Source organism: Allobosea sp. 117 (assembly GCF_000702305.1).
Classification (GTDB): Bacteria; Pseudomonadota; Alphaproteobacteria; order Rhizobiales; family Xanthobacteraceae; genus Ancylobacter.
Genome location: NZ_JNLC01000016.1, coordinates 151236 through 168393, shown reverse-complemented (window position 1 = coordinate 168393; position 17158 = coordinate 151236). Strand labels below are relative to the sequence as shown.

Sequence of the window (17158 nt, the reverse complement as noted above, 5' to 3'; positions counted from 1 at the left end):
CGGCCCCATATGAGGGCCGACCCGAGGAGACCGCGATGATCCACGCCCGCACGCTTCTGCCCGCCGGCACCTGGGACGCCGCCCACGCCGCCGACCGCGTGGTGCTGCCCCATGACGGGCGCCACCGCCGCCGCATCGCCATGCGCGGGGAGGGGGACGTGGTGTTCCTGCTCGACTTCCCCGAGGCAGTGCGCCTGAAGGACGGCGACGGGCTGCAGCTCGACGACGGCCGTACGGTGGCCGTGGTGGCGGCGGAGGAGCCGGTGGCCGAGATCGTCGCGCAGGACGCCCATCACCTCGCGCGCCTCGCCTGGCATCTCGGCAACCGCCACGTGCCGGCCGAACTTCTCGCCGACCGCATCCGCATCGCCCGCGATTCCGTGCTGGAGGAGATGGCGCGCGGCCTCGGCGCCACGGTTTCCGTCGTCGAGGCGGCCTTCGAGCCGGAAGGCGGCGCCTATGAGGCGGCCGAGGCGCACGGTCATCACGACCATGCCCATCACGACCACGAGCACCATCATCATGCCCATGGCGAGGCCTGCGGCTGCGGACACGATCACGGCCATGAGCATGATCACCGCCATGCTCACGAGCATGGTCACGCCCAAGAGCGCGACGTGATGCATGTCCATGGCGAGCACGAGCACGCCCATGAGCATGGGCACGAATGCGGTTGCGGCCATGACCATGGTCACGAGCACCATGGCCACGAGCACGAGCACGAGCGCCACGATCACGACCACAAGCACGGACACGGCCATCGACATGGCTGAGGCCCACGCGGCGGCGGCCGGCGCATCGTCCGGTGATCTGCTGCCGCTCTTCGTCTGGCTTTCGCCGGCCTATCCGGTCGGCGCCTTCGCCTATTCCCACGCGCTGGAATGGGCGGTCGAGACCGGCGACATAAGCGATGCCGTATCGCTCTCGGGCTGGATCGACGATCTTGTCCGCCATGGCGGCCCGTTCGCCGACGCGGTGTTCCTCGCCCATGCCTGGCGCGCGGTGACGACCGGCGACGCGGCGGCGCTGCATGACGTAGCCGAGCTCGCGGCGGCCTTCGCGCCATCGCGCGAGCGGCAGATGGAAACGCTGAACCAGGGCGACGCCTTCATCGCCGCGAGCCGGGTCGCCTGGCCCAATCCCGGCATCGAGCATCTCGATGCAGCGTGGGACGGGCGTGTCGCCTACCCGGTGGCGGTCGGTGTCGCCGCTGCAGGGCATAAATTGCCTCTGGCTCAGACGCTGAGTGCCTATATGACCGCAGTGGCGGCGAATCTTGTTTCCGCCGCGGTGCGCCTCGTGCCGCTCGGCCAGACCGATGGCAACCGCGTGCTAGCGGGCGCCAGCGGCGCGCTGCGCGCGATGGCGGTCGAGGCCGAGCGCGTGCCGCTCGACGAGGTCGGCGGCGTTGCGTTGCGCTCCGACATCGCCTCGATGCGGCACGAGACCCAGTATACGCGACTGTTCAGGAGCTGAAGGGAATGGCGAGCGAGACGAGCGGACCGCTCAGGGTCGGCATCGGCGGGCCGGTGGGCTCGGGCAAGACGGCGCTGATGGAGGCGCTCTGCCGCCTGTTCCGCGAGCGCTACGACCTCTGCGCCATCACCAACGACATCTACACCAAGGAGGACGCCGAGATCCTTACCCGCGCCGGCGCGCTGCCGGCCGAGCGCATCATGGGGGTGGAGACCGGCGGCTGCCCGCACACCGCGATCCGCGAGGACGCCTCGGCCAATCTCGCCGCGATCGCGGAGATGCGCGTCCGCTTCCCGGCGATGGACCTGATCCTCATCGAGTCAGGCGGCGACAACCTCGCCGCGACCTTCTCGCCGGAGCTCGCCGACATCACCATCTACGTCATCGACGTCTCGGCCGGCGAGAAGATCCCGCGCAAGGGTGGACCGGGCATCACCCGCTCAGACCTCTTGGTGATCAACAAGATCGACCTCGCGCCCTATGTCGGCGCCTCGCTGGAGGTGATGGACCGCGATTCGAAACGTATGCGCGGCCGGCGGCCTTATGTCTTCGCCAATGTCCGGGAAGGGCAGGGCATCGCGGAAATCGCCCGCTTCATCGAGGAGGCCGGCGGCCTCGCGCCGGCGGGAATCGAACGCCAGGCGCTTCAACGCGCCGCCGCCGGGCACTGATATATTCATTTTTGTACGTTTGACTTCATCGAACGTTCACCAGCCTCGGCAAGTGCGCATTAAGCCCATCCGCGCTAGGTTGGGCGCATGGGGGAACTTGCCGACCGCACGCGGACCATGATCTCGGGCTCGGGGGACGCGCGCGAACGCGCGCCACGCGCCGGAGCAGGGCCGTCGGCGTGGGCCGGCAATGTGGATCCTTCACGGGCGCGAGGCCCCCGATGACCTATCCCGTGCCGGAAAAGGAGGCCGAGCGGCTCGCCAACCTGCATGCGCTCGGCATCATCGACAGCGCGCCCTCGTCCGGCATGGAAGGTGTCTGCGCTCTCGCCTGCGAGATGCTGGGCGTGCCCTTCGCCTGCGTCGGCCTCGTCGACCGCGACCGCCAGTGGCTCAAGGCCCGTGTCGGCTTCGAGCCGGAGGGCACCTCGCGCGAGCATTCCTTCAGCGGCTGGACGATCATGGGCGACGAATTGCTCGTGGTCCCCGACGCCCGGGTCGATCCGCGTTTCGCCACCAACATCTATGTCACCGGCGAACCCCATATCCGCTTCTATGTCGGCGCGCCGATCGCCGTCCGGCCGGGGCTGAACGTCGGCTCGCTGTGCGTCTTCGGGACCGAGCCGCGCGAGCTGAAGCCGCGCGAGGCCGATCTGGTGCGCCATCTGGCGAACATCGTTTCCGACCAGTTCCGCCTGCACGAGGCCACGCGGCGCGCCAAGCTGGAGCTGGAGCATCGCCGCACCAGCCAGGGTCTTCTGGAGATGCAGAGCCGCGAGCTCTGGCGGCGCCAGACCCTGCTCGGCCAGACCGAACGTCTCGCCCGCGTCGGCGGCTGGGAGTTCGACAAGGGCGCGCAGCGCCTCACCTGGTCCGACGGCGTCTATCGCATCTACGGTCTCAACCCGAACAAGAGCCCCTCGCTCGACCTCGCCTTGTCCCATTTCCCGCCGGAGGCCCGTTCCCAGCTTCAGCGCCGGCTCGATGCCGCCCTGCAGAACGGCGAGACCTTCGACGTCGAGCTGCCCTTCGTGAACGTCGGCGGCGACCATCGCATCGTGCGCCATACCTGCGACGTCGAGGCCGACGGCGACGACGTGATCCGCATCTTCGGCATCCTGCAGGACATCACCGAGCACAAGGAAGCCGAGCGGCGCATGTGGCACATGGCCAACCACGATGCGCTCACCGACCTGCCCAATCGCGGCCTGATGCGCGACCGGCTCGACACCGCGCTGCGGCGCGCCCGCCGCTCCGGCGCGCATGTGATGCTGCTGCTCATCGACCTCGACCAGTTCAAGGATGTGAACGATTCGCTCGGCCATGACGCCGGCGACGCGCTGCTGATCGAGGCGGCGCGGCGATTGAACAGTTGCGTGCGCGAGATCGACACCGTCGCCCGCCTCGGCGGCGACGAGTTCATCGTGCTGCTCGACCGCATCGACAATCCTGTCGACGGCATGGTCACCGCCGAGCGCATCCTCGTCGAGCTGCGCCGGCCCTTCAGCTATCGCCGCGCCACCCTGTCATGCCGCGGCAGCATCGGCATTGCCATGGCGCCGGACCACGGCACCGATCCGTCCGAGCTCTTGAAGAACGCCGACGTCGCGCTCTACCGCGCCAAGGCGCTCGGCCGAGGCGTGGCGGTGCAGTACGACACCGCGATGCGCGAGGCGGCGGAGAGCCGCATCCAGCTCTCGACGCGCGTGCATGTCGCGCTGCAGAACAACGAGTTCGTGCCCTACTACCAGCCGACCGTCTCGCTGAAGACCGGCGCCATCGTCGGCTTCGAGGCGCTGCTGCGCTGGCGCCACCCGCGCAAGGGCCTGCTCGGGCCGAGCGAGTTCGGCCAGGTCTTCGACGACCCCGATCTCGCGCTCGCCATCGGCACTTCGGTGCTGGAGATGGCGGTGCGCGACATGAAGGTCTGGCGCGACGCCGGACACGATTTCGGCCGCGTGGCGGTGAATGTGAGCTCGGCCGAATTCGCCCGCGGCGATCTCGCCGAACGGGTGCTGAGCACACTCGACGGCGCCGACATGCCGCCGGAGCGGTTCGGCATCGAGGTGACGGAGAGCGTTTTCCTCGGCCACGGCATCGACGCCGTGCGCAGCACCTTGCAGACGCTGAGCCGGGCCGGCGTGCTGATCGCCCTCGACGATTTCGGCACCGGCTACGCCTCGCTCACCCATCTGAAGCAGTTCCCCGTCGACCGCATCAAGATCGACCGCTCCTTCATCCGCGACCTGGAGCACGATGCGGACGATGCCGCCATCGTGCGCACGGTCATCAATCTCGGCCGCAGCCTCGGCATCAAGACGGTGGCGGAGGGCGTCGAGACGGTGTTCCAGGCCTCCTATCTGCGCGTCAACGGCAGCGACTTCGCCCAGGGCTACCTGTTCTCCAAGGCGCTGCCGGCCTCGCGTGTGCCCTGGCTGCTGCGCAACTGGACGCCTGGCCGCTCGACCGGGCTCACCTTCGCCGCCGACGCCGCCGGCTGACGGCGCGATACGCCACCCCGCCGCTCGGTAGGGGGTCTTTTCGCATCTGCAACGCCAAGGCGCTTGAAACCCGGAACGGCTGCGCCTATTCCATCAAAGATGGGTAATTTCCAGTTTAAAACTTATCAAAAGTGGATTTTGCCTGTTGCTGGCAAGTTGTGCTGCAAATCTTATTATGGAATTATTTTGATGACCGAGGATCACGAGCGTAGCCGCGCCGAGGTTTCTGCCGACGGCGTGCGTCGGGTGGTGCCGCTGGCGGACAATGTCGTCGACAGCCGCGATCTCTTCATTGCCACCAAGGAGATCATCATCGCCCACCGCGGCGAATCCTATCGGCTGCGGCTCACCGCGCAGAACAAGCTGATCCTCACCAAATAGACCGGCCGCGCTCTTTCCGCGATCGGCGTTTCTGTTATGGTCCCGCCGCTTTCGAGCCCTCGCCGCCCGGATGGAGCCGTCCGGCGGAAAGACGTGCTCTGATTCAGTTGAGGCATGCCGCACGGCATGCTGGGCGAGGACGTGGACGCCGATGACGCAGACGGACGCGGGGCTCGATCGCAACCGGGCCTTTCGGGTCGATCAATATGGCCGTGGCGTCGCCGGCCATCTGGCCGCAGCCTTCGCCGCCGCCGCGCGGTCCGATCGCGGCTGCTGCATCTTTCTCGTGATCCTGTGCCTGCTCGCCTTCCTGCCCGGCTTCTTCTCGATTCCCCCGGTGGACCGGCCGGAAGCCCGCTTCGCGCAGATATCGCGGCAGATGGTGGAGAGTGGCAACCTCACCGAGGTGCGCGTCGGCGAGGAGGCGCGCCACACCCGCGCCTTCGGCCTGCACTGGATGCAGGCGGCCATCGTCGGCACGGCGGAGGCGATCGGTGTCGACGGCGCGGCGGAAACCATCTGGCTCTACCGGCTGCCCTCGCTGATCGGCGGAATTGCAGCCGTTTTGCTTACATTTTGGGCGGCGCTGCCCTTTGTCGGGCGCGCGGCCGCGCTGCTGGCGGCGATCTTCCTGGCGGCCTCCACCGCGCTCGGCGTCGGCGCCCGCCTCGCTTTGCCGGATGCGCTCTTCCTCGCCGCCGTCATCGCCATGATGGGCGCGCTGGGCCGTGCCTATCTCGCGGCCGCCCATGAGACCGAAGCCGCACCGCTGGCGGTCGACCGGCGGCTGGCGCTGATCTTCTGGGGCGCCTTCATCGGCGGCATCTTCGTCCGCGGCGTGATGGCGCCGCTCTATCCCGTGGTCGCCATCGCGGCGCTGATCGTCGTCGAGCGCTCGGTGCGCTTTCTGCGCCCGCTGGCGCCGCTCGCCGGGCTTGCGGCCTGCGTGCCGCTGGCGGCGCTTTGGTACTATCTGCGCATATCGCCGATGGAGGACCCCGCCGCCGCCGCGCTGCGGGGCTTGGTGGGGCGGGTAGCGCAGGCCCGCGACGGCGTCGGCGCGCCGCCCGGCCTGTATCTCATCACCTTCTGGGGCATGTTCTGGCCGGCCGCGCCGCTCGCCGCGCTCGCCACGCCGATTATCTGGAAGGCCCGGCGCCTGCGCTCGGTGCGCTTCCTGCTGGCATGGGTGCTGCCCGTCTGGGTGCTGCTCGAATTCTGGCCGGCCAAGCTGCCGGCATGGTCGGCGCCGACCTTTCCAGCGATCGCCATATTGATCGCGCTGGCCATGGAGCGCGGCGCCATGGCGCTGTCCAACATGCGCCTCGCCCGGCTGCTGTGGTTCTGGCCGCTGGTCGGCGCCGCGATCGCCGTCGGCGCGCTGCTCGGCCTTGCCGTGTTCGACCGCACCACCAGCTTCCTCGCCTGGCCGCTGCTGCTGGCCGGCTTCTTCGCGCTGGTCACCGCGGCGATGTCGGTGCGCGACTACGGGATCGAGAAGGCGTCGCTGCTCGGCATCGCCGGCATGCTGGTCTCCGGCTTCGGCGTCATGCAGATGATCCTGCCGGAGATGGGCAGCGTCTGGATCGCGCCGCGGCTGGTCGAGCTTGCCCGGCAGGAGAGCTGCCCGGACGGTGCGCCGGCGGAGATTGCTTCCGCTGGCTACAGCGAGCCGAGCCTGATGTTCCTCTATCCCGGCCGGGTGCGCTTCATGGACGGCTCGGGTGTCGCCGATTTCCTCGCCGAGGGTGGCTGCCGCGCGGCCTTCGTCGAGCGTCGGCAGGAGCCGCGCTTCGCGCGCCGGGCGGAGGCGCTAGGCCTGCGCATCGAGCGTGGCGAGGACGTGCGCGGCTTCAGCTACAATGCCGGCCGCCGCGTGCGCATCTCGCTCTACCGGAACGCCGCGCGGCCGTGAGGCCTGCCTGGAGCGTCGCTCTCAGCTCGCCGCGCGCAGCGCCGCGAAGCCCTTTTCGAGATCGGCGGTGAGGTCCTTCGTGTTCTCGAGGCCGATATGCAGCCGCACCGTCGGCCCGCCCGGTTCCCACTGCGTCGCCGTGCGATAGGCCGAGCAGTCGAAGGGGATCGCGAGGCTCTCGAAGCCTCCCCAGCTATAGCCGAGCCCGAACAAGGCGAGCGTGTCGAGAAAGGCGTCGACCGCGCGCTTCGGTACCGGCTTCAGCACGATGCTGAACAGACCCGACGCGCCGGTGAAGTCGCGCTTCCAGATGGCATGGCCGGGATGGTCGGGCAGGGCGGGATGCAGCACCCGCAGCACCTCCGGGCGCTGCGAAAGCCAGCGCGCGATGGCGAGGCCGGATTCGTAGTGGCGGGCGAGCCGCACGCCCATGGTGCGCAGCCCGCGCGCGGCGAGGAAGGCGTCTTCCGGCGCCACCGTCATGCCGAGGTCGCCATGCAGCCCCCTCAGGCGCGGATAGAGGCGCTCATTCGCCGTGATCGTGCCGAGGTTCAGGTCGGAATGGCCGCCGAGATATTTCGTGCCGGCATGGATCGAGATGTCGACGCCGAGGGCGAGCGGACGGAAATAGAGCGGCGTCGCCCAGGTATTGTCCATCAGCGTGGTGATGCCATGCGCCTGTGCCGCCGCCACGATGGCGGGCACGTCCTGCATCTCGAAGGACTGCGAGCCGGGGCTCTCCATGAACACCGCCCGGGTATTTGGCCGGAACAGGGCGGCGATGTCGCCGCCGGCCAGCGGATCGTAGAAGCTCGTCTCGATGCCGAACTTGCGCAGCACGGTGGAGCACTGACGCCGCGTCGGCTGATAGGCGGTGTCGACCATCAGCAGGTGATCGCCGGCCTCCAGCGCGGCAAGGAGCGCAAGACCCACGGCCGCCAGCCCCGAGGGGACGAGCACGGTGCCGGCGCCACCTTCGAGCTGGGTGACGGCGTTCTCCAGCCCCTCGACCGTCGGATTGCCGCGCCGGCCATAAGTGTAGCGCCCGGTGTGGCCTTCGAGATCGGCGACGGTCGGCGACAGCACGGTCGAGCCGCGGACGATCGGGGTATTCACAAAGCCGTCAAACCTTTGCGGATCGCGTCCGGCGGTGACCAATTGCGTTTCCACGGCGAGATGCTGCGCCGTTTCGTCCTTTGCCTTCCCTGCCATGCCACTCGCCGTCGTACCCGGATGCCCCATGCGTCGCCATTGACCGCGCCGGACCCGGATCCGTCAAGCGCTTGACCGGCTTCAAATACGGCGCTCAGATGACGATGCGTCGGCCGGGGGGAGGCGCCACCATGAGCAGAGGCGCCGACTATCGACCAAAGGCGCACGATGGAACGGCCAGTCGGTCGTTCCCCGCGGCACGCAAATTGCCTTCCCTACTCACCCACGGCTACCACCCGGATGCCGTGTTCGCTCAAAGCTTATGAAGAAGGCTGCCATCATCATGAAACGCCTCCTCTCCACGCTCGCCATCGCCGGCACGTTCGGCTTCTGCGCCGGCGGCGCCGAAGCCGCCAAGCTGGATCAGATCAAGTCGAAGGGCTTCGTTCAGTGCGGCGTGAGCCAGGGCCTTCCCGGCTTCTCCACCCCCGACGACAAGGGCAACTGGACAGGCATCGACGTTGATTTCTGCAAGGCGGTCGCCGCCGCTGTGTTCGGCGACGCCACCAAGGTGAAGTTTACACCCCTGTCGGCGAAGGACCGCTTCACCGCCCTCCAGTCGGGCGACATCGACATCCTCTCGCGCAACACCACCTGGACCATCACGCGCGACACCTCGCTCGGCCTCAACTTCACCGGCGTGACCTATTACGACGGCCAGGGCTTCATGATCCGCAAGGACAAGAAGGTGAACTCGGCCCTCGAGCTCTCGGGCGCCTCGGTCTGCACCCAGACCGGCACCACCACCGAGCAGAACCTCGCCGACTATTTCCGTGCCAACAACATGACCTACGAGGTCATCGCATTCGCCACCAATGACGAGGTGGTCAAGGCCTACGACGCCGGCCGCTGCGACGTGCTGACCACCGACCGCTCGGGCCTCGCCGGCGAGCGTCTCAAGCTCACCAACCCGGATGACCACGTCGTGCTGCCGGAGATCATCTCCAAGGAGCCGCTCGGCCCGGTGGTCGCCCATGGCGACGACCAGTGGTTCGACATCGTGAAGTGGACGCTGTTCGCGCAGTTGAACGCCGAGGAGCTCGGCATCACCTCGAAGAACGTCGACGAGCAGGCGAAGTCGGCCAATCCCGAGATCAAGCGCATCCTCGGCACCGAGGGCAAGTTCGGCGAAGGCATGGGCGTGCCGAACGACTGGGTCGTCAAGATCGTCAAGCAGGTCGGCAATTACGGCGAGATGTATGACCGCAATGTCGGCCCCGACACCCCGCTGAAGCTGGCGCGCGGCGTCAACGCGCTGTGGAACAAGGGCGGCCTGCAATACGCCCCGCCGATCCGCTGATCGGGATACGGGCTCCCCGGCCGCCGCGCCGGGAGCCCGCCACCTCGCATCTGTGGATCTCGGCACCGTTCCGCGCGGCGCTCGCGCCGCCGGCCGGGCCATGTGACGGGCAGGGGGAACATGACAGATCTGGTAGCATCCGCAGGCGTGAAGCCCTCCAAGGGCTCGCTGATCAATGACCCGAAGGTCCGCAGCATCGGGCTGCAGATCATCGCGCTGATACTCGTTATCGTTCTCGGCTGGATGTTCGTCGACAACGCCCGCGAGAACCTTGCCGCGCAGAAGATCGCGACCGGCTTCGGCTTTTTCGACAATACCGCCGGCTTCGGCATCAGCCAGACCCTCATCCCCTATTCCGAGACATCGACCTATGGTCGCGCCTTTCTGGTTGGCCTGCTGAACACCATCCTGGTCGCGGTGGTCGGCATCATCCTCGCCACCATCATCGGCTTCCTGGTCGGCATCGGGCGCCTGTCGAAGAACTTCGTCGTGCGCCTGCTGTCGACTGTCTATGTCGAGGTGCTGCGCAACCTGCCGCCGCTGTTCCAGATCCTGTTCTGGTACCTCGCCGTGCTGAGTGCCATGCCCAACCCGCGCAACAGCATCAGCATCTTCGGCGAGGCGTTCATCTCCAACCGCGGCATGATCGTTCCGCGTCCGCTGTTCGGCGAGGGCACCGGCCTCGTTTTGTGGACCACCGGCTTCGCCATCCTCGCCACGGTGCTCGCCTCCTCGTGGTCGGCCACGCGGCGCGAGGAGACCGGCCGCGGCCTGCCGATGGTCTGGATTGGCCCGGCGCTCATCATCGGCCTGCCGCTGATCGCCATGATCATCACTGGCTTCCCGATCACCTTCGAGCGGCCAGAGCTGAAGGGCTTCAACTTCGTCGGCGGCCTGCGGGTGATCCCGGAATTCGTCGCGCTGACCATCGCGCTGTCGACCTACACCGCCGCCTTCATCGCCGAGAACGTGCGCGCCGGCATCCAGTCGGTGAGCCACGGCCAGACCGAGGCGGCGCATTCGCTCGGCCTGCGCCAGCCGCAGACGCTGCGCCTCGTCGTCATCCCGCAGGCGATGCGGGTGATCATCCCGCCGCTGACCAGCCAGTATCTGAACCTGACCAAGAACTCCTCGCTCGCGGTCGGCATCGGCTATCCCGACCTCGTCGCGGTGTTCGCGGGCACGACGCTGAACCAGACCGGCCAGGCGATCGAGATCATCGCCATCACCATGGGCGTCTATCTGGTGCTGTCGATCATCACCTCGGTCATCATGAACGCCTACAACCGGCGCGTCGCGCTGGTCGAGCGGTGAGGGGGCGGCCATGTCAATGACCTTCGATGATGGCAGCTTCATCCGCACCGAGCTGGCCCAGCCGCTGCCGCCGCCGACCCGCAATGTCGGCGTCATCGGCTGGATGCGCGAGAACCTGTTCTCCAGCCCGCTCAACATCGTGCTCACGCTGGTCGGCGTGCTGCTCGCGGCGCTGATCTTCCCGCCGCTGATCCGCTTCCTGCTGATCGACGCGGTGTGGACCGGCGAGAACCGCGAGGCCTGCCTCGGTCCCGGCGTCGGCGCCTGCTGGCCCTTCGTGAAGGCGAAGTTCGGCCAGTTCATCTACGGCTTCTACCCGATCTCCGAGCGCTGGCGCGTCGACATCGTGTTCCTGCTCGGCGCCGTGCTGCTGGCGCCGCTGCTGGTGCTCTCCTGGCCCGGCAAGCGGCTGAACGCCTTCCTGTTCTTCGGCGTCTATCCGGTGATCGCCTTCGTGCTGCTCACCGGCGGCAACATCGACCTCTCCGCCTTCCTGCTCCAGCATTTCGGGCTGATCCGGCCGCTGACCGGCGATTTCACCGTGGCGGGCATCAACCTCACCTTCTGGGTCGACTACATTCTCACCGCTGCGCTCTTCGCCGGCATCGCCTGGGTCGCGACGCGCGCGCTTGGCGCAAGCGGGCGCTCGGCGGCGCTGGCGGTGCTCTACTTCTTCCTCGCCCTCGGCATCATCACCTTCATCTGGGATTTCGACTTCGGCCTGCCCTATGTCGAGACCCGCCAGTGGGGCGGCCTGCTGGTCACGCTGGTGATCGGTGTGACCGGCATCGTCACCTCGCTCCCCCTCGGCATCGTGCTGGCGCTCGGCCGGCGCTCGACCATGCCGATCGTGCGGCTGCTCTGCGTCATCTTCATCGAGTTCTGGCGCGGTGTGCCGCTCATCACCGTGCTGTTCTTCGCCACCTACATGCTGCCGCTGTTCCTGCCGGCCGGCACCAATCCGGACGGCCTGCTGCGCGCGCTGGTCGGCGTCGCCCTGTTCACCGCGGCCTATATGGCGGAGGTGGTGCGCGGGGGCCTGCAGGCGATGCCGAAGGGCCAGTATGAAGGCGCCATGGCGATGGGCCTGACCTGGAGCCAGATGATGCGTCTCATCATCCTACCCCAGGCGCTCACCCTGGTGATCCCGGGCATCGTCAACAGCTTCATCAGCCTGTTCAAGGACACCACGCTGGTGCTGATCGTGTCGATCTTCGACTTCCTCGGCCAGCTCCGCGCCTCGTTCACCGATCCGAACTGGGCGAGCCCGGTGACGCTCTATACCGGCTTCGCCTTCGCCGGCATCGTCTACTTCCTGTTCTGCTTCGGCATGTCGCGTTACTCGCTGTTCGTGGAACGGCGTCTCAACACCTCCCACCGCCATTGAACGACGGAGATTCCCCGATGAGCGAAGCACCCTCGATCGTCCCGAGCGAAGAACTCCCCGCCGTTCACACCCCGCCGAGCCGCCAGACCGCGGTCGAGCTGGTCGGCGTGCACAAATGGTATGGCGAGTTCCATGTGCTCAAGGACATCAACCTCAAGGTCCTGCGTGGTGAGCGCATTGTCATCTGCGGGCCGTCGGGATCAGGCAAGTCGACCATGATCCGCTGCATCAACCGGCTGGAGGAGCACCAGCAGGGCACCATCGTCGTCGACGGCATCGAGCTGACCAACGACCTCAAGCGCATCGACGAGATCCGCCGCGAGGTGGGCATGTGCTTCCAGCACTTCAACCTGTTCCCGCACCTCACCATCCTCGAGAACTGCACGCTGGCGCCGATCTGGGTGCGCAAGATGCCCAAGAAGGACGCCGAGGAACTGGCGATGCACTTCCTCAAGAAGGTGAAGATTCCGGAGCAGGCGAACAAATATCCCGGCCAACTCTCCGGCGGCCAGCAGCAGCGCGTCGCTATCGCCCGCGCGCTGTGCATGAAGCCGAAGATCATGCTGTTCGACGAGCCGACCTCCGCCCTCGACCCGGAAATGGTGAAGGAAGTGCTGGAGACCATGGTGAGCCTCGCCCAGGAAGGCATGACCATGCTGTGCGTGACCCACGAGATGGGCTTCGCCCGTCAGGTGGCGAACCGCGTCATCTTCATGGATGCCGGCCAGATCATCGAGATGAACGAGCCGAACGCATTCTTCTCCAATCCCCAGCACGAGCGCACCAAGCTGTTCCTCAGCCAGATCCTGCATTGAGGGCACCCCGTCGCGGCAGAGCGGCCCCGGTCGTTCATGTCTCAAGGTCGCCACCTGCAAACCGCGCCGTTCCGCCGCTTTCGGCTGGACGGCGCAGTGTTTTGTGCCATCTTGCTGCCCCAACGTCCGATGGAAGGGGGCTTCTCATGACGGTACGCAGAAATCTCGGCGTCGCGCTGCGGGGCGCGCTGCTGGCGACGGCGGCCATTGCGCTCGGCGGCTCGGCCGCCCTGGCGCAGTCCGCGCAGGCGCTGAAGGAAATTACGGCCGACAAGGCCAAGGTCGCCGGCTCGATCGTGGTCGACTACAATTCGCGTTCGGAACGCTCGAACAGCGGTGCCGATGTCTATGAGATCGGCGAGATCGCCGTCGCCGACATGTTCCTGATGAAGGGCACCGTCCAGCGCATGCCGGGCTCCAAGCTCGTCTATTCGGTGCGCTACGACGTCATCAACCCGAGCAATCCCAGCCAGATCGCCCGCGACGTCGCCATCCTGCGCGGCGAAATGGCGATCGACAACAATGGCCGCTATACGCCCGAGACTGGCCAGCTCCGCCTCGACGTGGTCAAGGGCAACCAGGTGACCAGCAAGGTCGCCGGCTCGATCCAGGGCCGTCAGGTGACGCGCTGGTGGGAGGTCGGCGAGCTGATCCGCAAGGCCAAGACCGAGGCCACCAAGGTCTATTCGCGCTATGTCGACGGCAAGGTCGTCTCGATCCAGGTGAAGAACCCGGACCCGCTGCGCTTCGAGCGCCTGATCCTGCCGTCCGGGCCGTTCTCCTTCCTGCCCGAGACGCGCGTCTCGGGCAATCTCGACTACGACTACGAGCTCGGCAACTGGCTGACCGACCAGAACGGCGTGACCATGACCTACACGCTGGCCGACAAGAGCTTCACCGACCGCATCACCGGCTCGATCCGCTATGTCGAGGAAGAGGGCAACTTCACCGATAGCAAGGGCAAGAAGCGCGAGTTTACCGGCTACTATGATTATAATCTGCGCTGGAATGAGCAGCAGGCGAGTGGTGACAATTTCTTCGACGAGAGCACGGCGGCAGCGCAGACCGATGCCTTTTTCTCGGCCTCTGACCAGACCAAGCCGGGGCTTTATGGCCGCGTCTACTATCTGGACAGCGAAGACGCCTGCAAGCGCGTGAAGAACGGCGAGGGCGGCCTCGACTGCGTCGGCCCGACCCGCTCGGAGATCACCTACGACCTCAAGGCGGTGAAGCTGAACTACCAGCAGCTCGCGAGCTGGATGAAGCTGGAGCTGCTGGTGATCGGCCCGTTCACCGACGAATAGGCCGGAAGCAGGCGGCGGCCGCTTGGTCGTTGTGACGTAGCGGGCAGCCGCGGCGTCTCGTCCAAGAGATCAACGTCATCCTGAGGTGCCGCGGTAGGCGGCTTCGAAGGAGGCTCGTCTCGTGCGCCCAGGACCCATCCTTCGAGGCCCGACCTACGGTCGGGCACCTCAGGATGACGTGGCTCCGCTGGGGGAGGGGAACGCTACTTCGCCGGGCCGGTCTCGATCGGCTGGTCGGAGGAGCCCCATTCCGCCCATGAGCCGTCATAGAGCGCCCGCGGCGGCTTGCCGATGGAGTCGAGCGCCAGCCACAGGATCGCCGCCGAGACGCCGGAACCGCAACTGGTGATGACGGGTTCGTCAGGGTCGACACCGGCGTCCGCGAGCGCGGCGTCGATGGCCTCCGGCGCAGCCAGCCGGCCGTCCTTCACCACTTCGCCGAAGGGCAGGTTGCGGCTGCCGGGCATGTGGCCGGCCCGCACGCCGGGGCGCGGCTCGGGCGCCTCGCCGCGGAAGCGCGGCGCCGGGCGCGCATCGACCACCTGCGCCGAGCCGTCCTTCAGCCGCTGCGCCACCTCGCCGATGTCGGCGATCATGGTGGCGTCGACCCGCGGCGTGAAGCGCATCGGCTGGCGGCGGCCGTTGCCCTCCTCGACCGGGCGGCCCTCCGCCTGCCATTTCGGGAAGCCGCCATCGAGGATCAACACGTCCTTGGCGCCGAAGACGCGGAAGGTCCACCACACGCGCGGGGCGGAGAACAGGCCGGCACCGTCATAGACGACGATCTTCATGCCGTCGCCGATGCCGAGCGCGCCGACCGCGGCGGCGAAATCGTGCGGCTTCGCCAGCATGTGCGGCAGGCCGGACGAGGTGTCGGCAATGGCGTCGATGTCGAAGAATACCGCTCCGGGGATGTGCGCCGCGAGATATTCCGTGCGCCCCTCGCGGTTGGCGCCAGGCAGGTGCCACGAGCCGTCGACCACGATGAGGTCCGGCGCGTCGAGATTGGCGGCGAGCCATTCGGTGGAGACCAGCCAGCGGGAGCTGGAGGCGGCGGCTTCAGGCATGGACGTTCTCCCGCGGGAATGGCATGACGCTCAGGCCCAGCCGAGCCGCACGCGGCGGTTCTGCTGGCCTTTCTTCTCGATCTTGGTGACCTGCACCGCCCCGATCTCGCCGAGGCCGCGCACATGCGTGCCGCCGCAGGGCTGCAGATCGAGCCCGGCGATCTCGACGAGCCGCACGCGGCCCGTGCCCATCGGCGGCTTCACCGACATGGTCTTCACGAGGCCCGGATTGGCGAGGAGCTCCTCATCGGTGATCCAGCGCTCGCTCACCGCCGCGCCCGTCGCGATCATCCCGTTGACCTGCGCGGTGATCGCGTCCTTGTCGAGCCCGGCATCGGGAATGTCGAAGTCGAGCCGGCTCTCCTCCTCACCGATCGAGCCTCCGGTGACCGGATAGGGCAGGGCGACGGAAAGCAGATGCAGCGCCGTGTGCATGCGCATCAGCTTGTGCCGGCGGGTCCAGTCGAGCCGCAGCGTCACCCCCTCGCCCGGCACGGGCAGCGCCGAACCGGGGGCGGGGACATGCACCACCTCGCGCTTCTCCGGACCATAGACGGCGGTCGCGATCGGTATCTCGCCGCCGGCGTGCGCTAGCACGCCGGAATCGCCCGGCTGGCCGCCGGCGGTCGCGTAGAACACCGTGCGGTCGAGCACGATGCCGCCCTCCGGCGTCAACGCCACCACGGTGGCCGGCGTCTCGGCGCGATAGGCGTCCTCGCGGAACAGCAGCGCGGTCATCAGACGAGCACGTTCGGCACGGCCGTCTCGCGCTCCAGCCAGGCCGGCACCGGCAGGCCCTTCTCGCGCAGGAAGGCGGGGTTGAACAGCTTCGACTGGTAGCGCGTGCCGTAGTCGCACAGCACGGTGACGATGGTGTGCCCCGGCCCCAGCTCGCGGGCGAGGCGGATCGCGCCGGCGACGTTGATGCCCGAGGAACCGCCGAGGCAGAGCCCCTCATATTCGAGCAGATCGAACACGATCTGCACCGCCTCCGCATCCGGGATCTGATAGGCGAGATCGATCGGCGCGCCCTCGAGATTGGCGGTGATGCGCCCCTGGCCGATGCCCTCGGTGATGGAGGAGCCTTCCGCCTTCAGCACGCCGGTCGTGTAGTAGCTGTAGAGCGCGGCGCCCATCGGATCGGCGAGGCCGATCTTCACGCCCGGATTGCGCTCCTTCAGCGCCATGCCGGTGCCGGCCAGCGTGCCGCCGGTGCCGACCGCGCAGACGAAGCCGTCGACCGTGCCATCGGTCTGCGCCCAGATCTCCGGCCCGGTGGTCTCGATATGCGCCTGCCGGTTGGCGACATTGTCGAACTGGTTCGCCCATACGGCGCCGTTCGGCTCGCTCTTCGCCATCGCCTCGGCGATGCGGCCTGAGACTTTCACATAGTTGTTCGGATTGGCGTAGGGCACCGCCGGCACCTCGACCAGCGTCGCGCCGGCGAGCCGCAGCATGTCCTTCTTTTCCTGGCTCTGCGTGTCCGGGATCACGATCACCGACCGGAAGCCGAGCGCATTGCCGACCAGAGCGAGGCCAATGCCGGTATTGCCCGCGGTGCCCTCGACGATCACGCCGCCGGGCCGAAGCGTGCCGCGCGCCACCGCATCCTTGATGATGAAGAGTGCCGCGCGGTCCTTGACCGACTGGCCGGGGTTCAGGAACTCGGCCTTGCCGAGGATGTCGCAGCCGGTGGCCTCGGAGGCGCGCTGCAGCCGGATCAGCGGCGTATTGCCGACCGTATCGACGAGACCGTTACGAATGTCCATGGGAGTCGCAGTGCAGGGTTCGAAAATGGCGCGTGGCGAAGGCCGA

At 67.5% G+C, this 17158-nt stretch carries 15 protein-coding genes; 11 read left to right on the top strand and 4 right to left on the bottom strand.

The features are described 5' to 3' along the window. Positions 1 to 35 precede the first annotated feature (35 nt). From U742_RS23010 to U742_RS0117515, 6 genes are all read left to right on the top strand, one after another. On the top strand, positions 36 to 773 hold the full coding sequence (locus U742_RS23010) for an urease accessory protein UreE (protein ID WP_081853079.1): 738 nt from the start codon (positions 36 to 38) through the stop codon (positions 771 to 773). After that, the gene (locus U742_RS0117535) at positions 766 to 1476 is read left to right on the top strand and encodes an urease accessory protein UreF (protein ID WP_029355354.1); all 711 of its coding nucleotides are present in this window, start codon (positions 766 to 768) and stop codon (positions 1474 to 1476) included. The genes U742_RS23010 and U742_RS0117535 overlap by 8 nt, the downstream gene beginning before the upstream one ends. A 5-nt stretch (positions 1477 to 1481) precedes the next feature. Further along, positions 1482 to 2147 (top strand): urease accessory protein UreG, encoded by a 666-nt coding sequence (gene ureG / locus U742_RS0117530; RefSeq protein WP_051661300.1) that lies wholly within the window; start codon positions 1482 to 1484, stop codon positions 2145 to 2147. Positions 2148 to 2368: 221 nt separating this feature from the next. Next, on the top strand, positions 2369 to 4648 hold the full coding sequence (locus tag U742_RS22235) for a putative bifunctional diguanylate cyclase/phosphodiesterase (RefSeq protein WP_051661299.1): 2280 nt from the start codon (positions 2369 to 2371) through the stop codon (positions 4646 to 4648). Positions 4649 to 4837: 189 nt separating this feature from the next. Beyond that, positions 4838 to 5029, top strand: a complete 192-nt coding sequence (locus tag U742_RS0117520; RefSeq protein WP_029355348.1) for a hemin uptake protein HemP — start codon at positions 4838 to 4840, stop codon at positions 5027 to 5029. Between the two features lie 151 nt (positions 5030 to 5180). After that, on the top strand, positions 5181 to 6944 hold the full coding sequence (locus tag U742_RS0117515; RefSeq protein ID WP_051661298.1) for an ArnT family glycosyltransferase: 1764 nt from the start codon (positions 5181 to 5183) through the stop codon (positions 6942 to 6944). 21 nt (positions 6945 to 6965) lie between these two features. Here U742_RS0117515 and metC read toward each other — a convergent pair whose 3' ends face one another. Further along, a complete protein-coding gene (gene metC, locus U742_RS0117510) occupies positions 6966 to 8156 on the bottom strand; it encodes a cystathionine beta-lyase (RefSeq protein WP_029355344.1) in 1191 nt (396 codons plus the stop codon). Positions 8157 to 8439: 283 nt separating this feature from the next. Between metC and U742_RS0117505 the strand changes: the two genes are divergently transcribed. The 5 genes from U742_RS0117505 (at position 8440) to U742_RS0117485 (ending at position 14276) form a co-directional block, all read left to right on the top strand. Beyond that, positions 8440 to 9456, top strand: a complete 1017-nt coding sequence (locus U742_RS0117505) for an amino acid ABC transporter substrate-binding protein (protein WP_029355342.1) — start codon at positions 8440 to 8442, stop codon at positions 9454 to 9456. 120 nt (positions 9457 to 9576) lie between these two features. Continuing rightward, positions 9577 to 10770 carry an amino acid ABC transporter permease gene (locus tag U742_RS0117500; RefSeq protein ID WP_029355340.1) on the top strand — a complete coding sequence of 398 codons (1194 nt, stop codon included), beginning with the start codon at positions 9577 to 9579 and terminating at the stop codon, positions 10768 to 10770. 10 nt (positions 10771 to 10780) lie between these two features. Further along, complete coding sequence (locus U742_RS0117495; RefSeq protein WP_029355338.1) at positions 10781 to 12157, top strand: amino acid ABC transporter permease; 1377 nt, start codon at positions 10781 to 10783, stop codon at positions 12155 to 12157. A 17-nt stretch (positions 12158 to 12174) separates the two neighbouring features. After that, positions 12175 to 12972: an amino acid ABC transporter ATP-binding protein gene (locus U742_RS0117490; RefSeq protein WP_029355336.1), complete on the top strand. Its 798-nt coding sequence runs from the start codon at positions 12175 to 12177 to the stop codon at positions 12970 to 12972. A 146-nt stretch (positions 12973 to 13118) separates the two neighbouring features. Further along, on the top strand, positions 13119 to 14276 hold the full coding sequence (locus U742_RS0117485) for a hypothetical protein (RefSeq protein WP_029355334.1): 1158 nt from the start codon (positions 13119 to 13121) through the stop codon (positions 14274 to 14276). Between the two features lie 203 nt (positions 14277 to 14479). Here U742_RS0117485 and sseA read toward each other — a convergent pair whose 3' ends face one another. The 3 genes from sseA to U742_RS0117470 are packed head-to-tail and all read right to left on the bottom strand — an operon-like array spanning position 14480 to position 17112. Then, complete coding sequence (gene sseA / locus U742_RS0117480) at positions 14480 to 15343, bottom strand: 3-mercaptopyruvate sulfurtransferase (RefSeq protein WP_029355332.1); 864 nt, start codon at positions 15341 to 15343, stop codon at positions 14480 to 14482. 30 nt (positions 15344 to 15373) lie between these two features. After that, positions 15374 to 16081 (bottom strand): alanyl-tRNA editing protein, encoded by a 708-nt coding sequence (locus tag U742_RS0117475; protein ID WP_029355329.1) that lies wholly within the window; start codon positions 16079 to 16081, stop codon positions 15374 to 15376. Further along, positions 16081 to 17112, bottom strand: coding sequence for a cysteine synthase A (locus U742_RS0117470; protein WP_029355328.1), 1032 nt, complete (start codon positions 17110 to 17112; stop codon positions 16081 to 16083). The genes U742_RS0117475 and U742_RS0117470 overlap by 1 nt, the downstream gene beginning before the upstream one ends. Between the last annotated feature and the right edge of the window lie 46 nt (positions 17113 to 17158).